Here is a 24,180-nt window from a genome sequence, read left to right on the forward strand (position 1 = left end):
TTTGGAAGGGCTAAAGAATATCACAACCTTCGTTATACGAGAGAAATTGGAATGTCCAAAATGAAAGCTAAGGTTGGACTGACTTTGGCGTGCCTAAATCTCAAAAAATTGGTTAAAATGATGGCATGAAGGCCTTTTTATTTTGGCTTAAATAGCATAATTTATCAGATTTTAGAGAAATTAAGACTAGACAAGAAAAAACAAACTAGCAACTTCACTAGTTTGTCTTCGTTCTGAAAGTAGAAAAGAGTAACTTTTCTACTTTTTTTATTATAGTTGATTTTGCACTTCGTTTAGAAGATTGTCAATTTTACTTGCATCAGAACCACCAGCCATTGCCATGTCTGGTTTACCACCACCACGACCTGAAACAATTGGAGCCAAAGCTTTAATTATATTACCAGCATGAATATCTTTTGATTTACTTGCCACTAAGACATTAACTTTTTCACCAATTGTTGCAACAAGAACTAACACATCTGAGTAGTCTTTTTGTTTCCAGTTATCAGCAAAAGTACGGAGTGCACCTGCGTCAGAAACTGAAACTTGTGTTGCAATATAAGTATGCCCATTAACTTCTTTAACATCTTTAAAGACATCGCCAGCTTGAGCAGCTGCTGCTTTTTCTTTCAATTCAGCAACTTCTTTTTGCAATTCACGGACTTGTTCATTCAAGCTTGCTACTTTTGTAGGCACTTGTTCAATTTGCGGCGCTTTAATTGTACTTGCAATTTCTTTCAAGGCATCTTCTTCTTTGCGGTAAGCTTCAAATGCTTGTTTACTTGTAACTGCTAAAATACGTCGTGTTCCTGAACCAATACCTTCTTCTTTAATAATCTTGAACAAACCGATTTCAGAGGTATTTGAAACGTGTGTCCCACCACAAAGCTCAACAGAATAGTCACCAATAACAACAACACGAACTAACTTGCCATATTTCTCACCAAAGAGCGCCATAGCCCCCATTGATTTAGCTGTTTCAACATCTGATTCAACAGTTTGAACAGTAATGGCATTCCAAATTTGTTGGTTAACTTCTTCTTCGATACGACGTAATTCTTCAGCAGTCACTGCCTCAAAATGCGTAAAGTCAAAACGAAGGAATTCTTCTTCATTTAATGAACCTGCTTGAGTCGCATGTTTACCAATAATATGATGCAAAGCAGCATGTAATAAGTGCGTTGCTGTATGATTTTTCTCTACTGCAAAGCGACGCTTGTGATCCACTTTAAGCATATATTTTGTACCAACTGATAAACTTGCTAGAACCTCAACTGTGTGAAGAGCTTGACCATTTGGTGCTTTTTGAACATCAATGATATTGGCTACAACATCACCAGTATCATTTAAAATGATACCATGGTCAGCAACTTGCCCACCCATTTCAGCATAAAAAGGCGTTTGGTCAAATACTAATAAGGCTTGACCTTCCGAAACAACTTCTCTACGTTCATTATCAACGACGATGACTGATAATTTACCTTCTAATTTTTCTCTGTCATAGTTAAATTCAGATAACTCAGTGATGTTTGCAAGAGTTTCATTTTGCATACCCATTGAACCACCCTTAACGACAGCAGCACGCGCACGGTCTTGTTGTTCTTTCATGGCAGCTTTGAAGCCATCATGATCAATCTTATAACCGGCATCTTCTGCCATTTCCTCAGTTAATTCGACTGGGAAACCATAGGTGTCGTATAGTTTAAAGATGTCCTTACCTTCAAGAGTATCTTTACCATCTTCTTTTAACTGTGCCAACAATTGATCCAAATGACCAGAACCAGCATCAATAGTACGCGCAAAGGTTTCTTCTTCACGTTTAACAATTTTTTCGATGAACTCTTTTTTCTCTAAAACTTCGGGATAGTAAGATTCCATGATTTGACCAACAACAGTTACCAACTTATAAAGGAAAGTTTGGTTAATCCCTAAACGACGACCATGCATAACCGCACGACGAAGTAAACGACGTAAAACGTAACCACGACCTTCATTACCTGGAAGGGCACCATCACCAATAGCAAATGATAAGGCACGAATATGGTCAGCAATAACTTTAAAGCTCATATTGTCACCATCTTGATCATAAGTTTTACCAGAAAGCTTTTCAACTTCACGAATGATTGGCATAAACAAATCTGTTTCAAAGTTAGTTTTAGTACCTTGCATAACAGCCACAAGACGTTCTAAACCAGCACCCGTATCAATGTTTTTATTCGGCAACTCTTTATATTCAGATCGTGGAACTTCAGGATCAGCATTAAATTGGGATAGAACAATATTCCAAATCTCAATGTAACGATCATTTTCTAAGTCTTCTTCCAAAAGACGAATACCAATGTTTTCAGGATCGAAAGCTTCACCACGGTCAAAGAAAATCTCTGTATCAGGACCTGAAGGACCTGCACCAATTTCCCAGAAGTTTTCTTCCAAGGGAATTAAGTGACTTGGCTCAACGCCAAGAGCAATCCAACGGTTGTAAGAATCAGTATCAGCTGGATAATAAGTCATGTATAGTTTGTCTTTAGGGAAATCAAACCATTCTGGACTGGTTAATAATTCAAAACCCCATTCAATGGCTTCATCACGGAAGTAATCCCCAATTGAAAAATTCCCAAGCATTTCAAACATGGTATGATGACGAGCTGTTTTACCAACATTTTCAATGTCATTTGTACGAATTGATTTTTGTGCATTAGTAATACGTGGATTTTCTGGAATAACAGAACCATCAAAATATTTTTTTAAGGTTGCAACACCAGAATTAATCCAAAGCAAAGTTGGATCATTTACCGGCACCAGATTAGCTGATGGCTCAACCGAATGACCTTTTGACTTCCAGAAATCCAACCACATTTGGCGAATTTCAGCTGATGTTAATTGTTTCATAACTATATCCTCTTTTACGTTTTCATAAAAAACAAAACAAGCCCATTGGACAGAGGGCGAAAACCGCGGTACCACCTCTATTCAATGAACTTATCATTATCTTTAAATTCTATTTAATTTTTTGGTTAAGTAGCAAATTTATCAGATTATCCATGACTTGCATCAACCGTCATTTTTCTGTATCAAATCTTAATAGATTATTCTTAACTTACTAAGTATACTGTCTTTTTTAGCAAAGGTCAATCAAAAGTCGATTATTTATCAACTGTTGTTTTTAATGAACTATTTGTTGCTTGTTTATCTGAAGCAAACTGTGACAAGATATTAGCAAAGGCTTTATCTTTAATTTTAACATTTGCTTTGTCTAATGCTTTAGCAATTACTTTATTTTGGAAAGCTGTGTCATTTGTTTTTTCTGATAAGATAATTTCTTTTAGACGAGATTTGTATTCTTTCCAATCAGCTTTCTTATCTTCTTTTTTAGTCATATTAACAATATAGTATTTTTTCTGATACGTTTTAACATCTACGACAGAAATCAATTCAGATTTTTCACCAGCTTTTAATTTACTAGCTTCTTTAATAACATCATTTGGAAGGCTAGTGTCTGAAGAATCAAATGTATAATTTATTTGTTTCTTCTTATCAATTGTATTATTTTTTGCAATCTCTTCGAAATTAGCACCATCAGCTTTAGTTTCTTCTAAAACTTTTTTTGCTTTCTCTTCATCGTCTAAAGCAATGACTTGCGTAGTCATTTGTGGTGTATAATTTTTATAAGCATTTTGATAATTCGCATCTGTTAATTCTTTTTTAGCTTCTTCTTTAACAGCATACTCTACTAACATAGTAGTTCGAATTTGTTTTTTATATGTTTCTTGTGTCATACGAGCTCGCGACAAAGCTTCTGAGAAGGATGAACCATATTGCTCTGCTGTTTTGTTGTATGATTTTTCAACATCTTTGCTAGAAACTTTTTTACCATATTGCCCTTCAAAGACACGTGATAAAATTAGACTAAGCATTGACTGCTGAGCAGCTTGAGATGTTTTAGCTTCTTTATAGAAATCTGTTACAGTGATTGCATCACCTTTCATAGAAACAAGTTTTGTGCTTTCATTTGTTGAATTACACGCTGCTAATGTCATTACTGAAGCAAGCGTTATAAAACCAGTAATCAACTTATTAGATTTTTTCATTTAATTATTAGCTCCTTTTTATCTTTAACTCAACCATTATAACATATTTTCTTAAACATTACTTAATCTGGGAGATCAATTGTCTCTTGGTTTTTGCGAATCATTAATAAACCATCAGAAAGGGGTAAAAGTGATGCGGTCAGCCCTGGATTATCTAGCGTAGCATCAAAGAGTCTCTGGAGTCCTCGGTAAATCGTTCGTTGCCCACGTCTAACCTCCTCGATAGGCTTTGCGATATCTCCACCTTGGAAAATATCATCAAAAACAATAATCCCTCCAACCTTTACATGCTTTAAAATCTCCGGTAAAAAAACAATGTACTTCGATTTTGCAGAATCCATAAAAACAAAATCAAATTCTTCATCCAGATTAGCTATTAAATCCGCAGCATCTCCTTCAAGTAAGGTAATTTGTTTTCTTGTATCGTATGTTGCAAAATTTTCTTTTGCAAAAGTAATCATCTCTTCATTTCGATCAATGGTTATAATTTTAGAATGCGGTGCATTTTCAGCCATCAAAAGTGCAGAAAAGCCAATTGCAGTTCCAATTTCAAGAATTTTTTCAGGCTGTAAGCTTTGCATCAGAAGTCTGAAGTAAGCCACAACTTCGTGCTGAATAATTGGAATATTTTCTTGCCGAGCAAATACCTCAAGTTCAGCTAAAAAACCAGTATTTTGTGCTTGATGCTGCCTCATAAAATGAACAATCTCATCTTTTACAACGGGACGACGCATATTATGATTAGCATTCTTACTATATGAATTTACCATAAAAGTAGCATATCACAGACCATTATCTAGTGTCAAGAATAGCGACATAATCAGCTTTTTAAAGAATTAAAATAAACCACTATTCAAAATAAACAGTGGCAAATTTCATCTTAAAGAAGCATATTAGTTAACAGACTATAATTTATTTATATTACTAATAGCTTCCATTTGTGTAGACTGCAAACTATTTTTGAGCCAAACTGCGATTGACAAAGCAATAATATAAAAACCAATGAAAACAACTAAGGTATTATTATAACTTTTTGTCATTTCAAAAGTGACAGATAATAACATTGGTCCAACTAATGCAGCTATTGCCCATGCAGTCAAGACATAGCCATGCAATGTCGCCAATTCTTTTGCTCCAAAAATATCACTCAGGTATGGGGGAATAAGTGAGAAGCCAGCTCCATAGCAAGTCATCAATATTGCCATTGCAAAAACAAACAATAGTGGTAAATGGAATAATATCAAGAAGACTGACATAATAATATTAACCATAAATAAAATAACAAAAGTTAACGGCCGGCCAATATAATCTGAAAGACTTGCCCATAATAAACGACCAATTCCATTGAAAATTCCCATTAATCCGACTACTACGGCAGCCGACTCAACTGACATTCCTGCAAGGTCTTGAGCCATAGGGGAAACGACCGAAATTAGGCCTAATCCACAGGCAATATTAATAAATAATATGAACCATAAAATATAAAATTCTTTTGTTTTCAATGCTTGTTTTGCAGACAGGCCCTTTGTTAAATCAGTTGCTGCTTTATCTTTACTTTTATTAACTAAATTTTGAAATTCTCTTGTCGTTGGCTTTTTAATAAACTGTGAAGCAAGCAACATTATAACAAAATAAATTAGCCCTAAACTATAAAAAGTGTTAACTAATCCTTGGTGTTCAATAAGATATTGCGCAATTGGACTGGTTAACAATGAAGCAAATCCAAATCCCATGATTGCTAAACCTGTAGCCAGACCTCTTTTATCAGGAAACCATTTTATTATGGTTGATACTGGTGTAATATAACCTGCCCCAAGTCCCAGTCCACCAATGACACCATATCCTAAGTAAAGCAACCATAATTCATGATTGGCAATAGCTAGTCCTGTTAGTATTATTCCACCAGCATAAAGTACAGCAGAAATCGTTCCTGTTAATCGTGGTCCAAATTTTTCAACCAATGTCCCCATAAAAGCAGCCGAAATTCCCAAACAAAAGATAGCTAAAGAAAAGGCAAATGCAACTGATGATTGCTGCCAGCCCGTTTCTGCCATAATTGGGTTTCTATAGACACTCCATGCATATGTTGACCCAAGCATTAAATGAAGTACCACTCCTGCTGTAGCTACTATATATCTATTTGTTTTTTTCACCAAAAACCTCTTCCTTAAAATCCGTATACCTAAATGATATAATTGAGTTAATGTTAGGTTTTTAGTTTATTAAAGTTGTTATTTTATGTCAATTTATTTGTTTTTTTATGATTAAATAGCGTACATTTCTTCGTCAATCAAAGAAAATCATATGCTTCTTCAAAGTTAGAGATTATCTTATCGCATGCTGATAAATCTTGTTTAGGATAATCAGGGTTGGCAAAACCGATACAGGTCATGCCTGCTGCTTTTGCTGCAATACTTCCATTTTTTGTATCCTCAAATACAATACAGGCTTCCTGTGGGGCACCTAATAACTGCGCCGCTTTTATAAAGACATCTGGAGCAGGTTTTGACTGTTCAACTTCTTCACCACTAACTAGAACATCAAAAATGTGATCAAGTTTGAGTGCTTTTAAATTTCGTTCAATATCTTGTTTCGGGGAAGAAGACGCAACTGCTAATGGGTAACCTTTTTCATACAGATAAGTAATAAATGCCGGTGCATTTTTTATAGCTTTCACACCACCTCGCTGAATCATTTGTTCACGCCGAACAGTCATTTCGTCAATCAAGTCATTGACTGACTCTTCTAACTGACACTCTTCTTTCATTTTTTGCCACATAAACTCAAATGTAGTCCCCATAAATTGATACTGATAACTTTCATCCGTATCAATATCACGCTCTAAAAGCATTTTCGTTTTACTGCTTAAAAATGTGTATTCTGAATCAACAATAACACCATCCATATCAAATATGATAAATTTTTTCATCATTTCCCCTCCATAGAAATTGAATAAGATTCTGAATATACTAAAAAAGTCATCAATTGATAGTAATTGTCATATCAATTGAATGACCTTTTTAAGACGCTTGAATAGTAGACAAATTGTCGCTAGTTGTTCTATTACATCAACTATCAATTAACCACTATTTAATTACTTATTTGTGAGCTCCTTTAGCTACGAGTTCTTCTAATTCCGTCAAACGTTTTTCAAATACAGTAAAAGCTTGGTCTAAGTAGTCTGCTTCTGTCATGTCAACACCTGCTTTAGCAATAACTTCAAGTGGGTAATCTGAATTACCAGCTTTTAAGTAGGAGAGATAAGCATCAATATCACTTTGACTTCCATGAACAATTTTATTAGCTAAATAGCTAGCTGCTGCAAAACCTGTTGAGTATTGATAAACATAATAGTTATAGTAGAAATGTGGTATTCTAGCCCATTCGTACTGAATATAATGATTATCTTCTTTTGCAAGACCATAATATTTTTCATTTAAATCGGCATACAAATTATTAACAAATTCACTTGTTAAAACATCACCATTTTGATCTGCTTGATGAATGGCATGTTCAAATTCTGCAAATTGCGTTTGACGGAAAACTGATCCTCTGAAACCATCTAAATAATTATTTAAGATAGCAAACCGTGCTTTATCGTCTGTTACTTCCTTAAGAAGTGCTTCAGTCAAGATATTTTCATTAGTCGTTGAAGCAATTTCTGCCAGGAAAATACTATAGTCACCATAAACGTAGGGTTGATTCTCCCTAGTAAGTGTTGAATGTAAGCTGTGACCAGTTTCATGAACAAGAGTATACAAATTATCAAGATTATTCTGCCAGTTTAAGAGCATAAAGGCATTGGTATCATAAGATCCTCCAGAATAGGCACCTGATCGTTTACCTTTGTTAACATGAACGTCAATCCAACGTTCTGTAAATGCCCGATTGACACGCTCTGAATACTCCTTGCCAAAGACTTCTAAAACAGTTTGTGCCTTTTCAATCGCTTGATCATAAGTCATGTCAAGGTTTGTTTCTGATAATGGCGTATAGATATCATACATTCTAAGTTGATCAACATCTAGAACTTCTTGTCTTAGTTTTAAATAACGATGAAGCAATGGTAAATGCTTATTAACAGAAGTAAGTAATGTATCATATACAGCTTCAGGAATGAAATTAGCTGACATCGCTGCCTGACGAGCTGAATCATACTTATGAACACGTGCTTTATAATTTTGTACTTTTACATTTGTTTGTAAAGTTTTAGCATAGGTATGTTGAAATTGCTCATAGGTACTATACATAGCCTCATATGCAGCCTGTCTAACTGTTCGATTCTTAGATTCCATCAAACTAATGAAATTCCCATGCGTTATTTCAACTTCATTACCTTCATCATCTGTAATAATTGGGAATATTAAATCTGCATTATCTAGGATACTGAAAGTTTCCTCAGCTCCGTTAAAAATCTCTTGAGCACCAGCTAATAATTCTTCCTCACGTTGTGATAAAATATGTTCTTTGTTTTTTAACAATTTTTCAAAATAATGGTTATAAAGACCTAGTTGTTTTTCTTCTGCCATAAATTCTTCTAATTGTTTGGCAGTGATCATCATAAATTCTGGCTCATAAAATGAAAATACTTGAGCAAATTTTGCATATAAAGCTGAAGCTTTAGCTTGATATTCCTGATATTTAGCAACTGTCGTATCTTGATCATTTTTCATATGGGCATAGACATATACTTTTTCAATTCGTCGTGATAGTTCAAGTTGACTTTCAGTAATTTCTAATAACGTTTTGCTAGAATCTAATAAGTGACCTACATACTTCTGAGCTACATCAGTATCCTGATTCAACTGGGCTAATTCTAATTCAAAAGCCTGATCTGTTTTAAAAATAGTGCTTAAATCCCAAGTGTACTTTTCCTCAATATGACTTCTATTATCTGACATAGAGTCCTCCTAAATTTGTATTCTTTCATATTTTAACATAAAAGTCAGGTGGATGAAGCGTTTGCACAGTTTTATTAGAAATTTCTTTATAATAAAGATGAAAAGCTTCATAGTATTTCTCTAAATCACTATCGATCTGACTAAAGCCTTGTTGACAAGTAGGAGGATGAAATTGGGGATAAAAATCGTCAACTGACAAATTCAAAAGATTTGAACCAGATAAATAAGCTTGTTCTTGTCTTATCAACCAGTTTTTATCTTTATATCTTAAAGCCTTTTGGATTTTCACCAATAAATTGTGGTCACTTGTCACAACGAGCGGTTTAAAACATAATTTTTGAAATGGCAAACGAAAAAAAGCCATGAGATCCTCATCCAGTGAGCACTTCCTAGTCAAACAGGTTACCTTACCCATTAAATCCTCATGAATCATAAAATGTAATCGAAGACAGTGAGCATTCAGATCAATTTCCCATAAGTAAAAACCGATTTCCCATGAAAAGGACAAAAATTGTCGCTGAAGAGTCGTTAGTCTATTTTTTAACCACAAATTTTTTCCCAATAACCAAAATACAATCTGGTCTTGACGCCGATAGGCAATACTTCTCTTTTTAAGTCGCTCACAAGGTAAAGAACTACATTGGACTTCTAAAACTAATTTGTTGTTAACTTGTAAATCTGCAAGTTGGTGAATTTCAGGAAAATAACTCTCAAGCTTGACGTCTTCAGCTTGTATCAGATTTTTATATAAACTTGCCTTTAATAATAAATGCTCCTGACTTTCGTTATCTGAGTTATGTGAACAATTTAAAGCATTCTTATGAGCAAAGTGGGCTTGCTTGACTGGACCATTTTTTAAAATAACCTGGCCACGACAAACTGGACAGAAATATTGCCTTGTCTTATGAGGTAACTCATCCAAAAGCGCCACACGATTTCCCATAACGTCTATGGCTACTAACATCATTTCCTCCTCGCTTATCTTATCCTACCTAATTATTCGAAAAAGAAAATAAAAGAAAAGCTATCAATTGATAACTTTTCTTATTTTTTTGGTAATGCTAAATAAACCAGACAGGTTACAGCCATTAAGACACTTGCTATATAAAATGGTGTAATAAATAATTCCAAATGTAAAGCTGCTGGGAGTTTTGTTAAGATAAGTGGCGTCAAGATAACCCCAATATTTCCAGCAGTGATTGCAAGACTTGTTACAAAATTAATATGTTGGCGGTCATAATACTTAGCAATATAATTGAACACCGATGACATGGTCCCAACAAAACTGGCACCAATTAAGAATGCAGCTAAGAAGAATAGAATTTTACTATTCGACAAAGTCATCATAAAGTTGCCAAGCCCCATTAAGATAACCATAATAAGCATAGTTTTTTCTGCTAACACTTTTGTTAATTGTCCAAAAATAAGACCCACAAAAATTCCACTAAAAGCCAACAATGTCAAAAGATTACTTGCAAAAAAACTAGAATAGCCAAAGTGATTAACAAGTAAAGTAGGAATTTTAATAGTAGCTCCAATATAAGAGATTCCTATAAAAAACGTTACTAACATCAATAAAGCAGCTTTCTTATCAAAAATACTAGCAGACTTTATTTGTACAATTTCTTTATCTGACTTAGGAACAAATTTTGTAAAGAAGAAATAGACTGGAATAACTAAGAGATAAACCAAATACGTGTAATTAACCCCTATTAGTAACGCTAAACCAACTACAAATGTCGTTAATGCCTTACCAATGTTTAAAGTTGCTGTACGAAAACCTATCATATTTGCTCTTGTCTCACCCTCATAATAGTCACTTAAAATACTAATGGATAAAGCGTTGTATAGTCCGATACCAATCCCTAAAATAAGTCGACAAATCAAAACGATAGTGAAATTTTTTGTCATGAAGGATACTAAACCAGATACTAATATTAAAATAAGTCCCAGTTGAATCGTTTTCTTTTTACCAATTTTAGCGACTACAAAATTACTTAAAATAACAAAAATAGTAATCATCATCGCAGGAATAGTCACTAAACTCTCAACAGATGCAAGACCAATACTTGGGTTTTCACCATGATAAAGTTCAAATAGTTTGGGAATAGCAGGCGCAATGGCTAAATGCGACATGAGAAATATTGAAATTGACAGAATTGCCAACTTCGTCGATAGTTTATCTTTCATAATCATCTCCTTGTAAAATAATACTTACTAAGTATATAGTCACTTAGGCCTTTTTGCAAGAATTGTGATTTATTTCATAAAGATTAATGACGAGAGATTAATCTAAAAATTTTATGATTTCTGTAACTTCTGTTTCAGTTAATGGTCGATAATGACCTCTTGGTAAATTACCAAGGGTTAATCCTGCAAACGATATCCGTTTCAAATAAATGACTTTTAAGCCGTAGGCTAAAAACATTTTTTTCACTTGATGAAACTTTCCTTCAGAAATAGTAATAATAGCTTGTGACATTTCTGAACCTGTTGATAAAATATCCAATTGAGCTGGTTTACATTTAGTGCCATCTAAAAATACAATACCAGATTGAAAAAAGGAAATAGCATCCCCTTTTAATTCACCATTTAGGTGAACCAAATAAGATTTGTCAACATGATGCTTTGGATGCAACATTCGAAACCCAAGAGGACCATTATCCGTTAATAATACCAAGCCTTCCGTGTCACGGTCGAGTCGACCAATTGGATAAAGCTCAGGTGTTACATCTTTCCTTGTTAAGCAATCTAAAACAGTTTGATGCTCACGATCACTTCTTGCAGATACAACACCACTAGGTTTATTTAAGATAAAATAACGATGTCCCTTAGCATCTAATTCTTTTCCTGAGACACAAATCTTTTGTATCCCAGGATCGACATTTACCTTCCCGCTTGTAACAAGCTTACCATTAACCTTAACCTGTTGGCTTTTCAATAATAGTTTCACTTGATTTCTAGAACCAACACGTTGATTTTCTAATGATTTATCTATCCTCATAGAGGTAGTTTATCATATTATTTTAAAATAAAAAGAGCTAAGAAAAAAATCCTAGCCCAAGTGGAATGTGTTTTATAAATTACCTAATAGTGATGCTGCCTCAGTATCCACAATAACAACGCAGTTTGAATGTTTTTGTAAAATCGAAGCTGGTAACTCCTCAGTAACCTCGCCGGTTAACATTGCACGAACAGCCTCTGCTTTTTCTTTTCCAAATGCTAATAGGACGACCAATTTAGAGTCCATAATAGAAGCAATTCCCATTGAAATAGCTTGTTTTGGAACTTCATCAATTGATTTAAAGAAACGGCTATTTGCTTCAATGGTTGATGGTTCTAAATCAACAACATGTGTTTTTTCCTTAAAGGATGTCCCTGGTTCATTAAATCCAATATGACCATTTCGTCCAATACCTAAAATTTGGAAATCAATTGGGTGTTCAGAAATAATAGCATCATAGCGTTTAACTTCTTCTTCTAAATTATTAGCCAATCCATTCGGTAAATAGTTCATTTTAAATGGTTTTGTATTAAATAAGCGATCACGCATGAAATAATCATAGGACTGGTCATTTTCCACAGGAAGACCAACATATTCATCTAAATTGATACTTGTCACATCAGTGAAACTTAAGTCACTTGCTACGATCTCCTTATAGAAGGTTTCCGGAGTCGAACCAGTTGCTAACCCAAGGTTTTTTGCACCTTTAGCTAAACTATCTTTTAATAAAGTGAAGGCAACTTTTCCACCCTCTTCTTGATTTTGTACACGGATAACTTTCATTTCAAACTCCTTTTATTGGTATAGACCTTTTGTGTTTCTATTATATGGTATATACCAATTATTGTCAAGACTAAGATTTCCTTTTTTGAAATTTATCTAATGACGCTTCCAGAATCACGTGATATAATAGTTAACGATCTTATTATTGCAAGGAATTTAAAGTTAGCTTTGCAATTAAACAAAGGAGAATAATGAATACTAACGATTTTGATTTTGACCTTCCCGAAGAATTGATTGCTCAGACACCTCTTGAAAAAAGGGATAGTTCAAAACTGTTAATCATCGATCATACAAATCAAACCATGGTAGATAGCCACTTTGACCATATCATTGAAGAATTAAACCCAGGTGATGCACTTGTTATGAATAATACACGGGTTCTTCCTGCACGCTTACATGGTGAGAAACCGGATACTCATGGACATGTGGAACTCCTACTTCTTAAAAACACTCAAGCTGATCAATGGGAAGTTCTTGCAAAACCTGCAAAACGACTCAAGATTGGTAGCCAAGTCGTTTTTGGGGATGGACGACTAAAAGCAACTGTTGTTGATGAATTAGAACATGGTGGTCGCATTGTTGAGTTTACTTATGATGGTATCTTTTTAGAAGTTTTAGAAAGTCTTGGGGAGATGCCGCTACCGCCTTATATCCATGAAAAACTAGAGGACTCTGAACGGTATCAGACTGTTTATGCGAAAGAAAATGGCTCTGCTGCTGCACCTACTGCCGGCTTACATTTCACTCAAGAATTGTTAGAAAAAATTGAAGCAAAAGGCGTTAAACTCGTCTACTTAACATTACATGTTGGACTTGGTACTTTTAGACCAGTTTCTGTAGACAAGGTCGATGAACATGATATGCATTCCGAATTTTATAGCCTATCCGAAGAAGCTGCTGCTAGTTTACGTCAAGTAAAAGCTGAAGGCGGTCGTATTATCGCGGTTGGGACAACCTCTATTCGAACACTTGAAACAATTGGTAGTAAATTTAATGGTGACATTAAGGCTGATTCAGGATGGACTAATATCTTTATTAAACCAGGCTACCAGTTTACCATTGTTGATGCTTTTTCAACCAACTTCCACCTTCCTAAATCAACATTAGTCATGTTAGTTTCAGCATTTGCAGGACGCGATTTTGTTTTGGAAGCTTACAAACATGCAGTTGATGAAAAATACCGCTTCTTCAGCTTTGGAGATGCGATGTTTGTCAAATAATGCTTAAGACATAAAAAAACGATAGAATCAGAAAGTCTATCGTTTTTTATTATAAAGTCTATTATGCAGTTGGATCAACTTTATTATGATTAACCCTGTGCCATTCATTGATAACATAGGTCAAGGCTGTTAATTGTCCATAGCCAACACCATTAATTTCACTTGATTCTTCCGTACTACCTCCAAGATTCTTAGTGTAAAGAGCAATCAAATATGGACTCTTTTCACAAACTATAGCATCAACATTTAGTGCTTCTCGCACGTATCCTGGTTTTTGGTAAATGGTGATATCAGATAAATAGGTTTTGTAATATTCATTTGGGAAAGATTCTCCAATATAATAAAGAATATCCTTATATTTATCTTTATGTTTCCAAAGATAATCTAAAACCTGAATATAGTAATCACTTGTCGTTTTATTACCAGATTCCTTGATTGTTTTGATATTAGCCTTTGATTGCCCATAACGTCCTAGTTTCCTATAAGCTTTTTTCATTCCACCCAAACGCTCACCTAAGGCATAGGCTGGTGTGTTTTCAGAATAAACCAAGGAGTATTCTTGCATATCTGGAATAGACATCGCACCACTAAACTGGGCCATATAAGCATTATGCTCATCAAGTAATTCATAGCTTGTGTTAGTAATATCAAACCGTTGGTCCATTGTATATTTTCCTTTGGAAACTTCATCGACAACTAGCATATTTAAAGGTAACTTGTAAGTAGAGCCAGCTGTCATTTCCTGCGTATCGTTCATTGAAGCTGTCTTACCAGACTCTAAATCTTTATATGAAAAAGCAACTTGATCATGAGAAATGCCGGCTTCATCCAAATAAGCTTTAACTGTATCTTCCAAACTTAGATGAGCATAATCATAATAGAGGTCCAATGCAGTCATTCTATCTAAATCTGCTGCCACTGTTGCATCTTTATCAGCTTGACTTTTTTCTTTGATACCTTGAGATTTTACCTTAACTTGTTTAACAACTTTTAACTCTCTTGCATTTGTATTTTGAGATAAAGAAACACCTACCAGAACTAAACTTGAGATGGTTATAAATCCCACACCTATTAATACTATTTTCTTCCTCAATAACAACTTGTTTCCCTCATTAAACATCTTACGTCTCCTACACTATTATTTTATAATAATTTAATAAATAATCAAGTAAATATGACGATTTTAGAACAAAATATTTCAAAAACATTACAAAACTTATCTTCAAAATAATTAAAATGCTCAACAAGTTTATTTATGTAATAGCATTTATGCTTATAATTTCAAGTTAGAGTTTACAAGGTTTTGTAAAATACAATAGAGTTACAGTAGACTAAGATTTTTGAAACAAAAAATGAACTGTCCCCAATCGTTAGCTCCTTGTCTAACTTTTGTAGCACAGTCCACTTTTAGTTAATCTTAATTTACATGTTATAATTAAGCTTTTGCTGATTGATATAGCTCAGCAACTTTATTCCAGTTAATGATTTCAAAGAAAGCCTTGATATAATTTGGACGAACATTACGGTAATTCAAATAGTAAGCGTGTTCCCAAACATCTAAAGCAAGGATTGGTTTTAAACCTAATGAAAGTGGCGTATCTTGATTTGCAGTAGACATAATTTCAAGTTTACCTTCATTATTTACCACTAACCATGCCCAACCAGATCCAAAGCGACCAGTTGCTGCTACTGTAAATTGTTCTTTAAAAGTATCAAATGATCCGAACGCCTCATTAATAGCAGATGCAACCTCTGAAGTGATTTCTGTTTTTTCAGGTGATAATAATTCCCAGAAAAGTGCATGATTAAGGTGACCACCACCATTATTAATTAATGCTTGACGAATATCAGCAGGAATTGATTCAACATCTGCTAAAAGAGCTTCTAAATCTTCACCAATTTCAGGGTGTTTTTCTAATGCAGCATTTGCATTTGCAACATAAGTTGCATGGTGTTTATCATGATGAAGTGTCATTGTTTCTTGATCAAATTGTGGCTCAAGTGCATCATATGCATAGGGAAGTTCCGGTAAAATAATAGCCATGTAAAAATCCTCTTTTCCTTTTATTATAGGTCTATAGTATCGCATTTTTTTAGAGCTTTCAACTAATTTGATTAAGTGCTCAGAGCTTAAATACTAAGTAAAACACAATATATTAAGACATTAATTTCAACAGTAAAACATCAAATAAGTAGGACTTATCGTAAGTGCCATTTTTTATCTGATAATCTGTTTCAATCAATGATTTAACAGCTGAATACAAATAAGCTAAACTGAGCGTACGCGAATCTTTCATTGCATATTTTACTTGATAGGGATTAATTTTGCGACCCAGAAAATCAGATAAAGCTAATACAATTTGTTGCTCATTCTTTCCTTGGTTACCCAAAATAGCAATTTGAAGAAATAACCTAAATTGTCCCAACAAAATTGCAATTAATTTCACTTCATCCTCACCATTTAATCGTAAATCGTGAACCAAGTTAGTCGATTCTTCCACCTTCTTTTGTAGAATAAAACGTGTCAAATCAAAGATATTATCCTGCAGTGATTTAGGAATTGCCTCATCAATATCAGTTAAGGTGATATGACCTTCTTTTTTATAGGACTTTAGAAAGTTAATATTTTTCATGATTTGGCTAAAATCATCATTTGATTTAAAAAGCAAACGTTCAAATACACCACTATCATAGGAAAGACCTAAATGGTGACTATATTTTTGAAAATAAGTCTTCAATTCTGCATCTTTTAACAAGTTAGCTTCAATCACTTGAGCATCTCTTTTTAAAAGCTTTACAATTCGACGTTTTCCATCTAGCTTACCAGGAGCAAAAATAATTAATCGCGTGGAATCCATCGGCTGTTCTAAATAAGATTCAAAGGATTTTAATTCATTCTCTTTTAAGTAATTTTTTTTTGTGGTCGTCAAATCTAAAAATTGATCAAAAATAACAACTTTTTGATCTGCAAAAAATGGTAAGCTCAGTAAATCAAGCTCAGCATCTTGATAATTACTTTCCGACAAATCAAAATAGGAATAGGTTAAATCATCCTTATCATAAGCAATTTTATCCATCAAAGCAGACTTTAGTTGTGTTAATTGCCCCAGATCTTCACCCGTTACTAGTGTAATTAAGTCAAGTTTTTCTTTAGTTAATTTCTCTATTTTTTCAATTGCAATCATGTCTATATTATAGCAGAAATTAGATTTAAATAGGCAGTAAATATTTTATGGATGAACAGAGTCAACTTTCCATTTAACTAATCCTTCAAATCGAATAGCTCCATTTTTATTTGTCTGCAATGTTTGAATTCTTCGCTTGGAAAATCTCTGTAATGTTTCGTCGTGAGGATGTTTGAACGTATTATTTTTTCCTGCAGAAAAAAGAGCTAATTTAGGCAAAATGTGGTCAATAAATTCGTCACTGGAAGCTCCTTTGGAGCCGTGGTGACCGGCCTTTAATATATCTACTTTTAAATCGGGATAATGTCTTATTACTTCTTTTTCCCCTTCTGCCTCTAAATCACCTGTAAAGAGAAATCGATTATTAAGCAGTTTACCATACAAAACAATAGAGTCGTTATTTTTACCATCTCCTTTAACAAAAGGATAAAGAACTTTAAGTTTTGCCCCCATTATTGCTAATTCATCACCTTTTTTTACCACCTTTGTTTTTATTGCCATAGCATTTAGTCGCTCAACAAATTTATGATTAGTTAAACTTCCTTGACTTACCAAGATCTCTTTTGTTGGAATAGCTTTCACGACATCTTCCATATCACCAACATGGTCCGTATCAGTATGCGTTAGTAATAATTGATCAATCTGTCTAATGCCACGACTTTTTAAATAAGGAATCAATGTTTTTTGAGCATTACTTATACTGTGTCTCTTCTTCCAGCCAGACTTCGACTGTACTTGGTGAATACCTCCGACATCGATCAATATGGTCTTGTGATAAATATCTCTTAATAAAATGCTATCCCCTTGACCAACATCAACTATTGTAACTTCATTTTTTAATGGCTGTACGATGGAAAAATAGAGTATCCCCAAAGATACAAACAAACAATATCGTACAAACCTTTTATTCCATAAATCATAGAGTAAAGCAAGAATAATAAGAAAAAGAAAAAGTTGTAATGGTGTTGGTTTTCCAAAAACCCATGGGTGGTGGAAATGCTCCCCAACCCAAAGCACTAAGACTTCCATCATTTCAAAGAGCTGATTAAAAATCCGTAGTGGCAAAATTGGAGTTAGAAAAAAGAGGAGAGTCAGTAAAGGCAATATGAAACTATCAAATAATACAGAAAAGATTGCTGTTAATACCATTGATAATGGATGATAAGCTGAAAAAAAGAAAATGAGTAAGGGAAATGCAGATATAGCAATAACAAAAGGCTGGACAAATTGATACCTTTTCTTTGTAGATTCACTCGTTACATATGAAATGATAAATGAATAACTAAAGGATAAAACACCACCAACAGTAGCCAAAAAATTAGGAGAAATAATGAATAATAAGAATAGAGTAAAGGCAATATTATTTTCTCGTTTCACCTTCATATTGCTTAAGTTTCGTTGGCATAAACTTCTCAAAACAGAAATACTATAACCTGTCATACTAGCATAAAAAAGAGAAAAAAAGAACTCTACTCCTGCAAAATACTCTTGCGGAATTGCTAATTTTATCATCAGTTTCCGGAAGAGATTAAGAAAAAAACCAACTTGCATTCCAGATAAGGCAAATAAATGGATAATACCTAGTTGACTATAGATATCTGTCATCTGTCCAAAACTTTTATCTAAATATCCAAAAAGTAACCCTGTCATATAATGTGCCATCGGATCAGGATAATTTTGCTGACAAGTCACAATTGCCTGTCTTCTCCATCTAGATAAATACTCAACAGGATGTTTAAGTCTTGATAACTGTATTTTTTTGATTGTTTTAATACGACCAATTCTATAAATTCCTTGGTTTCTTAAATGGTTTCGATAATTGAATCCATTAAAATTCCTCTGTCCATCTGCTACTTCCAGTTTAATATCTGCCTGCAAAGTAAGAAACTCACTATTTTTTCTAAAAAATATAAACTCCTCTTTTGACTTCATTTGATAAAACATTTGAAACCTATTCCCCTTTTCCTCGCCCTCAAAGGCTAACAGGTCGCCATTAATAGTCATTGAATCTGGAATCAAACGAATTTGTGAAATCGAGTCAGGTTGGTTTCTATCTGTATGATTTGCCCTATGCAAATTAAAACTAAAATACATTGACATAGCAAAACTTATTATACAGACTTGTATACATTTTATAAAACCATAATTTTTGAACAAGAAAAAATGGAGAAGAAGTAAAACGAGAGCCAAAAAAAGACTTGGAAAATAACTATTATAAAAAAGGATTATTGCCAAAAAAGCCAATTGCGCAATAGGTATCGGTAGATACTTAGTCAACACTTAAATCATCTTTCATTTTTTCAATTGTTTTTTTCCCAATACCAGAAATTTTTGTTAAATCATCTAAACTTTTAAAACCACCCATTTTATCTCGAGCCTCTATAATTTCTTGAGCACGTTTTTCACCTATTCCAGGTATCTTTGTCAACTGATCACTAGTTGCGCTATTAATATTTACTTTAGCACTTCCACCTGTTTCCTGAGTAGATTGGTGAGTAGGGTTTGGAATAACTGATTTATTTTCACCCTGTTTAGCAACATATACTACCGAAGCATCTGTTAGTCTTTGTGCTAAATTAATAGCTTGCCTATCTGCTTCAGGCAATAAACCACCTGCCATTTGGATTAAATCTGTTACTCGGCTCCCCGAAGAAATCTTATAGACACCCTCTTTTTTTACCGCTCCCTTTAAATCGACCATGATTTCTTTTTTAGTATCGGTCGAAACAACATCTTCTTGAACATGCTCCTTAGAATTACCTGTTTCTTCTTTAACCTGACTAAAAGTGACTGGCTCTTTCACTCTTTCATTATCAGCTTTGCTATTATTAAAAAAAACATAAGAGAATGAACAAAGTAGGACAATAATAAGTAAAACTGCAATGACTCTACCTATAATATAATGGCAATCATACCATTGCTTTATAACAGTAAGAATTTCTTTCATAATGCACCTCACTTATTAATTCGTAAATAACATAAAAAATCACTCAAGTGAAGTGATTTTTATTTTCTATGTTTTTCTGGATCCCAGACAAAGCTTGCAACGTATGAGAAGAGCATCGTCAATATTAAAACAATAATTAAAATGACTGCTAGTGGAATTCTGTAGATATAGGTTAAGGGATTTAATGCTTTTCCAGGTTGATAGGGAAGCATTTCAGCATCCAGGCGATCAAATTCTGCCTGTATCCTTCCGGCTACTTCTGAAATTCCTTCATCATTCATTCGTTTAATATCAGAAATATCAATTGGATGACCAAAATTCATATCCACTCGCTCACTTTTTAGTAGGCCTTTAATTGTCATTGGTCCAGCATAAGTTGCTGGCATAATACGAACCTTAGCCATTTTTGCAATGACCGCGACACCACCTTTTATGTCCTTAGAATGACGGCTACCACTAGGGAACATAACAAGGGATTTATCTTTCTTTTTTAAAACATTAACAGGATATCTGATTGCATCCTGACTTGGATGTTCACGATCAACTGGAAATGCGCCACACATTTTGATCCACCAAGCAAATAAACGATTAGTAAAGAGCTCTTTTTTTGCCATAAATATGAATTGTTTCGGTCTTGCAGCAAAGGCCATGTAAACAGGATCCCAAAATGTACGATGGGGTGCAACAAGGATATAATTTTCATCTGCTGACAAGATATTTTCTTGGTTATGGTAATGTGTATTGCCATTAACAACCCATAATAAAAAAACGACTAAGCCACGTAAATAAGAATAAAACACGTGTTTCTCCTTTTTGATTTCTATCTTGTTTATTGTATCATGAATAGTAACTTTGGGAAAGTGCATTATCTCTTCGACTACTTAACCTTTAATCTATCGACTTTCAGAGTTGTGCCTTTTCTGTTATAATAGGGGAATGAACAGAATAGAACTAAAAGAAGGAGAGCGCATCGATCAGCTCTTTTCTACTGACGTAAAAATTATTCAAAATAAAGATGTCTTCAGTTACTCTATTGATAGTGTCTTACTATCTCGTTTTCCAAAATTACCATCCAAAGGTTTGATTGTCGATCTTTGTTCTGGAAATGGAGCCGTTGGACTTTTTGCAAGTACAAGAACAAATGCTTCCATTCTTGAGGTTGAGTTGCAAGAACGACTTGCAGAAATGGCTCAAAGGTCAATTCAACTGAATAAACTTGATCACCAGGTAAAAATGGTTAATGACGATTTAAAAAATCTATTGGACTATGCACCACGATCTGGCGTGGATTTAATTCTCTGTAATCCACCTTATTTTAAAACAAATGAAACATCTAAAAAAAATGCTTCTGAATACTACCTTCTAGCCAGACATGAAATAGCAACTAATCTTGAAGAGATTTGCCAAATCAGTCGTCATGCGTTAAAGTCAAACGGTCGCCTTGCCATGGTACATCGCCCTGATCGTTTCATTGAGATATTAGATGGTCTCAGACAAAATGGACTAGCACCGAAACGAGTACAGTTTGTATATCCTAAATTAGGTAAAGATGCTAATATGTTACTCATTGAGGCTATAAAAGACGGCTCAATTGAGGGAATGAAAATTTTACCACCTTTGATTGTCCATAATGAAAATGGGGACTACACAGACCATATCAATGATATTTATTTTGGAAATAACCTACATGAACAAAAAAATGATTGCTAAGGATTCTTTAACAGCCTATATGTATGTTTTAGAGTGTGCAGATCATACCTTATATACTGGTTATACTACAGATATTGAAAAGAGACTAAAAGTTCATAATAGCGGTAAAGGAGCAAAATATACACGGGCTAGATTGCCAGTTAACTTACTTTATTTTGAAGAATTTGCTAGTAAACAAGAAGCAATGTCTGCAGAAGCACGCTTTAAAAAACAGAAAACCAGACAACAAAAACTGGATTATATTAAAGAGCATAAAAAAAGTTGAGAGATTATCTCTCAACTTTTTAGTTGATTTCTTTTGGTGCTTCAAACTCTTTGATCGGTAATTTTAAGACATCAGAAAGTATCAATGGTACAACTTCAACTGTTACCTCTGAATATTGTAAACCAAACCAACGCATAGGAGTCGCTGTAAAATGCTTGATACTTGCTTTAGTTTGCATAATAAAACGCTCAAAACCATTTAACTGACGTGCATTTGAAACACGCTCCTCTATGATAACAAATCGAAAATCTCCAACCTTACGTCCTGGAGTAATTGAATACTCTTGCTCTTGTTTTGGTAAACGTCCACTTTCCATTAAGTCCTGAACAATAGTTCTTAAATAGCGTGGAACAGACTGCGGCATTCTAAACCCAAGGAAAAGTTCAACTTTAACCATGTAATCCGTTCCCATCATATCAACTTTATACTTAGCTGTATAGGGTTCATCTGTCACCTTAACATTAACAAACCAATATACCTTAGCACGTTTTGGACGTTTGTCTAAAATGGAATATAAAATTGACTTATCAATCATATTGTCTTGCAACCTATTTGTCAAGTAAACAACATTTGTTTGATAAAGATCAATCGCTTTATCATCACGCAACGCTTTAATTTGTTCCCTATAATCTAGGAGGTTAAGAGATTTAACATATTTGAAGACAATTTTTGTCCCTTTATGCCATATAAACATGACTAACACAATGCCTAAGGCAAGAATAACAACTACGTAACCACCGTGCATAAATTTAACAGCTGAAGCTGCAAAGAAAATGAATTCTATCAGTGCAAAGAATGACATAACAACATGAGCTAATATCGAGTTCATCCCCTCTTTAATTAAGTAATAATTTAAGAGTACGGTTGTCATCAACATAGTTATGGTGATAGCTAAGCCATAAGCCGCTTCCATATGAGCTGAATTTCTAAAGTATAGAACCACACATGAAGTAATAAAACATAGTACCCAGTTAATAACTGGAATATATAATTGTCCTAAGTTTTGACCCGGGTATGTTACCCTGAATAATGGAAAAATTTTAAGACGCATCGCTTCTGCAACCAAAGTAAATGATCCAGTGATTAAAGCTTGTGAAGCAATGATTGCAGCAAGAGTCGCAATAATAACTGCCAATACTCTCACCCCTTCTGGTACTGCTGCAAAGAAAGGATTTAACTCAATTCCACTATTGCGATTGGCCAAAATCCATGCCCCTTGACCACAGTATGACAGTAATATACAAACCTTTACAAACGGCCAACTAAAATAGACATTACCTCGGCCAACATGGCCCAAGTCTGAGTACAGCGCCTCTGCACCAGTTGTTGCCAGGAAAATTGAACCTAATATAAAAATACCACGACTATTTTCAGGACTCAATAATAGATTAATAGCATAGTAAGGATTAATAGCTTTAAAGATTTCTAAATGGCCTAGCGTATTAAAAAAACCTATCAAGCCAAGGAAACTAAACCATATTAACATAACTGGTCCAAACATTTTCCCAATCATACTAGTTCCAAACCGTTGAAGACTAAATAATGAGAGAATGATTAGTAGAGTAGTGATTATAACATTCGTTTGATTCTGGTAAATACTACTAATCCCAGGTACAGCTTTTAAGCCCTCAATAGCCGAAGTCACTGTAACTGCTGGCGTCAATGCTCCATCCGATAAAAGTGTAGCTCCACCTATCATTGCCGGAACAATTAACCATGGAGACATTTTTCTAACTAGTGTATATAGAGAGAAAATACCTCCTTCATGATGGTTATCAGCCCTTAAAGCAATCCAAACATACTTAATCGTTGTAATTAACGTTAGAGTCCAAAATATCAAAGATATAGAACCTAAAATAAAGGTTTCAGAGACATTTGAAATACCTCCTTGGTTTTCAACCAAGGATTGCATTGTATAGAGTGGACTTGTTCCAATATCTCCATAGACAATTCCTAGTGCAATAATGAAACCGGCCTTAGTCGCTTTCTCAAAATCAGCGTGATTGGCATTAGACATCCCAATCGTCCTCCTAAAATTCATATAAATACCAAAAATGGTTGAGACCATTATAACAGA

The 24,180-nt window shown here is 34.2% G+C and carries 20 protein-coding genes; 3 read left to right on the forward strand and 17 right to left on the reverse strand.

From position 1 onward, the window contains the following. Positions 1–270: 270 nt before the first annotated feature. The 10 genes from alaS to nagB form a co-directional block, all read right to left on the reverse strand. Entirely contained in the window at positions 271–2,889 is a 2,619-nt protein-coding gene (gene alaS / locus ACVRZD_RS03130) for an alanine--tRNA ligase (protein ID WP_447450255.1), read from the reverse strand. Between the two features lie 254 nt (positions 2,890–3,143). Then, a complete protein-coding gene (gene prsA, locus ACVRZD_RS03135) occupies positions 3,144–4,088 on the reverse strand; it encodes a peptidylprolyl isomerase PrsA (protein WP_037625866.1) in 945 nt (314 codons plus the stop codon). Between the two features lie 62 nt (positions 4,089–4,150). After that, positions 4,151–4,858 (reverse strand): O-methyltransferase, encoded by a 708-nt coding sequence (locus ACVRZD_RS03140; protein WP_037625868.1) that lies wholly within the window; start codon positions 4,856–4,858, stop codon positions 4,151–4,153. Positions 4,859–4,993: 135 nt separating this feature from the next. Further along, the gene (locus ACVRZD_RS03145; protein WP_447450256.1) at positions 4,994–6,241 is read right to left on the reverse strand and encodes an L-lactate MFS transporter; all 1,248 of its coding nucleotides are present in this window, start codon (positions 6,239–6,241) and stop codon (positions 4,994–4,996) included. Positions 6,242–6,378: 137 nt separating this feature from the next. Further along, positions 6,379–7,017: an HAD family hydrolase gene (locus tag ACVRZD_RS03150; protein ID WP_037625991.1), complete on the reverse strand. Its 639-nt coding sequence runs from the start codon at positions 7,015–7,017 to the stop codon at positions 6,379–6,381. A gap of 169 nt (positions 7,018–7,186) precedes the next feature. Next, positions 7,187–8,989 carry an oligoendopeptidase F gene (pepF, locus tag ACVRZD_RS03155; RefSeq protein ID WP_447450257.1) on the reverse strand — a complete coding sequence of 601 codons (1,803 nt, stop codon included), beginning with the start codon at positions 8,987–8,989 and terminating at the stop codon, positions 7,187–7,189. 25 nt (positions 8,990–9,014) lie between these two features. Continuing rightward, entirely contained in the window at positions 9,015–9,956 is a 942-nt protein-coding gene (locus tag ACVRZD_RS03160; protein WP_447450258.1) for a competence protein CoiA, read from the reverse strand. 77 nt (positions 9,957–10,033) lie between these two features. Further along, a complete protein-coding gene (locus ACVRZD_RS03165; protein WP_037625870.1) occupies positions 10,034–11,179 on the reverse strand; it encodes an MFS transporter in 1,146 nt (381 codons plus the stop codon). A gap of 97 nt (positions 11,180–11,276) precedes the next feature. After that, positions 11,277–11,993, reverse strand: a complete 717-nt coding sequence (locus ACVRZD_RS03170; RefSeq protein WP_447450259.1) for a pseudouridine synthase — start codon at positions 11,991–11,993, stop codon at positions 11,277–11,279. Between the two features lie 72 nt (positions 11,994–12,065). Continuing rightward, entirely contained in the window at positions 12,066–12,776 is a 711-nt protein-coding gene (gene nagB, locus ACVRZD_RS03175; RefSeq protein ID WP_037625872.1) for a glucosamine-6-phosphate deaminase, read from the reverse strand. 191 nt (positions 12,777–12,967) lie between these two features. Here nagB and queA point away from each other — a divergent pair, with 191 nt between their 5' ends. Beyond that, complete coding sequence (gene queA / locus ACVRZD_RS03180) at positions 12,968–13,996, forward strand: tRNA preQ1(34) S-adenosylmethionine ribosyltransferase-isomerase QueA (protein ID WP_447450260.1); 1,029 nt, start codon at positions 12,968–12,970, stop codon at positions 13,994–13,996. A 61-nt stretch (positions 13,997–14,057) separates the two neighbouring features. On the opposite strand, the gene ACVRZD_RS03185 is transcribed toward queA, so the two are convergent. The 6 genes from ACVRZD_RS03185 to ACVRZD_RS03210 form a co-directional block, all read right to left on the reverse strand. Next, positions 14,058–15,116 (reverse strand): serine hydrolase, encoded by a 1,059-nt coding sequence (locus ACVRZD_RS03185; protein ID WP_037625873.1) that lies wholly within the window; start codon positions 15,114–15,116, stop codon positions 14,058–14,060. 315 nt (positions 15,117–15,431) lie between these two features. Further along, positions 15,432–16,040 carry a superoxide dismutase SodA gene (sodA, locus tag ACVRZD_RS03190; protein WP_037625874.1) on the reverse strand — a complete coding sequence of 203 codons (609 nt, stop codon included), beginning with the start codon at positions 16,038–16,040 and terminating at the stop codon, positions 15,432–15,434. A gap of 112 nt (positions 16,041–16,152) precedes the next feature. After that, on the reverse strand, positions 16,153–17,181 hold the full coding sequence (holA, locus tag ACVRZD_RS03195) for a DNA polymerase III subunit delta (RefSeq protein ID WP_037625875.1): 1,029 nt from the start codon (positions 17,179–17,181) through the stop codon (positions 16,153–16,155). 45 nt (positions 17,182–17,226) lie between these two features. After that, complete coding sequence (locus tag ACVRZD_RS03200; protein WP_155274943.1) at positions 17,227–19,281, reverse strand: DNA internalization-related competence protein ComEC/Rec2; 2,055 nt, start codon at positions 19,279–19,281, stop codon at positions 17,227–17,229. 169 nt (positions 19,282–19,450) lie between these two features. Continuing rightward, positions 19,451–20,128 carry a helix-hairpin-helix domain-containing protein gene (locus ACVRZD_RS03205; RefSeq protein WP_037625877.1) on the reverse strand — a complete coding sequence of 226 codons (678 nt, stop codon included), beginning with the start codon at positions 20,126–20,128 and terminating at the stop codon, positions 19,451–19,453. Positions 20,129–20,187: 59 nt separating this feature from the next. Further along, positions 20,188–20,928: a lysophospholipid acyltransferase family protein gene (locus ACVRZD_RS03210; RefSeq protein WP_037625879.1), complete on the reverse strand. Its 741-nt coding sequence runs from the start codon at positions 20,926–20,928 to the stop codon at positions 20,188–20,190. 136 nt (positions 20,929–21,064) lie between these two features. On the opposite strand from ACVRZD_RS03210, the gene ACVRZD_RS03215 reads away from it, so the two are divergent. After that, the gene (locus ACVRZD_RS03215) at positions 21,065–21,838 is read left to right on the forward strand and encodes a tRNA1(Val) (adenine(37)-N6)-methyltransferase (protein WP_037625881.1); all 774 of its coding nucleotides are present in this window, start codon (positions 21,065–21,067) and stop codon (positions 21,836–21,838) included. Then, entirely contained in the window at positions 21,816–22,103 is a 288-nt protein-coding gene (locus tag ACVRZD_RS03220) for a GIY-YIG nuclease family protein (RefSeq protein ID WP_447450261.1), read from the forward strand. Before ACVRZD_RS03215 ends, ACVRZD_RS03220 begins: the two co-directional genes overlap by 23 nt. A gap of 19 nt (positions 22,104–22,122) precedes the next feature. Here ACVRZD_RS03220 and ACVRZD_RS03225 read toward each other — a convergent pair whose 3' ends face one another. After that, complete coding sequence (locus ACVRZD_RS03225) at positions 22,123–24,120, reverse strand: KUP/HAK/KT family potassium transporter (protein ID WP_447450262.1); 1,998 nt, start codon at positions 24,118–24,120, stop codon at positions 22,123–22,125. Between the last annotated feature and the right edge of the window lie 60 nt (positions 24,121–24,180).

The sequence above is a fragment of the Streptococcus hongkongensis genome, assembly GCF_053206145.1.

Bases quoted from the DNA above. Each gene is read 5' to 3' on its own strand.
- alaS (WP_447450255.1), bottom strand. From the start codon at position 2,889: ATGAAACAATTAACATCAGCTGAAATTCGCCAAATGTGGTTGGATTTC.
- prsA (WP_037625866.1), bottom strand. From the start codon at position 4,088: ATGAAAAAATCTAATAAGTTGATTACTGGTTTTATAACGCTTGCTTCA.
- ACVRZD_RS03140 (WP_037625868.1), bottom strand. From the start codon at position 4,858: ATGGTAAATTCATATAGTAAGAATGCTAATCATAATATGCGTCGTCCC.
- ACVRZD_RS03150 (WP_037625991.1), bottom strand. From the start codon at position 7,017: ATGAAAAAATTTATCATATTTGATATGGATGGTGTTATTGTTGATTCA.
- pepF (WP_447450257.1), bottom strand. From the start codon at position 8,989: ATGTCAGATAATAGAAGTCATATTGAGGAAAAGTACACTTGGGATTTA.
- ACVRZD_RS03160 (WP_447450258.1), bottom strand. From the start codon at position 9,956: ATGATGTTAGTAGCCATAGACGTTATGGGAAATCGTGTGGCGCTTTTG.
- ACVRZD_RS03165 (WP_037625870.1), bottom strand. From the start codon at position 11,179: ATGAAAGATAAACTATCGACGAAGTTGGCAATTCTGTCAATTTCAATA.
- ACVRZD_RS03170 (WP_447450259.1), bottom strand. From the start codon at position 11,993: ATGAGGATAGATAAATCATTAGAAAATCAACGTGTTGGTTCTAGAAAT.
- nagB (WP_037625872.1), bottom strand. From the start codon at position 12,776: ATGAAAGTTATCCGTGTACAAAATCAAGAAGAGGGTGGAAAAGTTGCC.
- queA (WP_447450260.1), top strand. From the start codon at position 12,968: ATGAATACTAACGATTTTGATTTTGACCTTCCCGAAGAATTGATTGCT.
- ACVRZD_RS03185 (WP_037625873.1), bottom strand. From the start codon at position 15,116: ATGTTTAATGAGGGAAACAAGTTGTTATTGAGGAAGAAAATAGTATTA.
- sodA (WP_037625874.1), bottom strand. From the start codon at position 16,040: ATGGCTATTATTTTACCGGAACTTCCCTATGCATATGATGCACTTGAG.
- holA (WP_037625875.1), bottom strand. From the start codon at position 17,181: ATGATTGCAATTGAAAAAATAGAGAAATTAACTAAAGAAAAACTTGAC.
- ACVRZD_RS03200 (WP_155274943.1), bottom strand. From the start codon at position 19,281: ATGTCAATGTATTTTAGTTTTAATTTGCATAGGGCAAATCATACAGAT.
- ACVRZD_RS03205 (WP_037625877.1), bottom strand. From the start codon at position 20,128: ATGAAAGAAATTCTTACTGTTATAAAGCAATGGTATGATTGCCATTAT.
- ACVRZD_RS03215 (WP_037625881.1), top strand. From the start codon at position 21,065: ATGAACAGAATAGAACTAAAAGAAGGAGAGCGCATCGATCAGCTCTTT.
- ACVRZD_RS03220 (WP_447450261.1), top strand. From the start codon at position 21,816: ATGAACAAAAAAATGATTGCTAAGGATTCTTTAACAGCCTATATGTAT.
- ACVRZD_RS03225 (WP_447450262.1), bottom strand. From the start codon at position 24,120: ATGTCTAATGCCAATCACGCTGATTTTGAGAAAGCGACTAAGGCCGGT.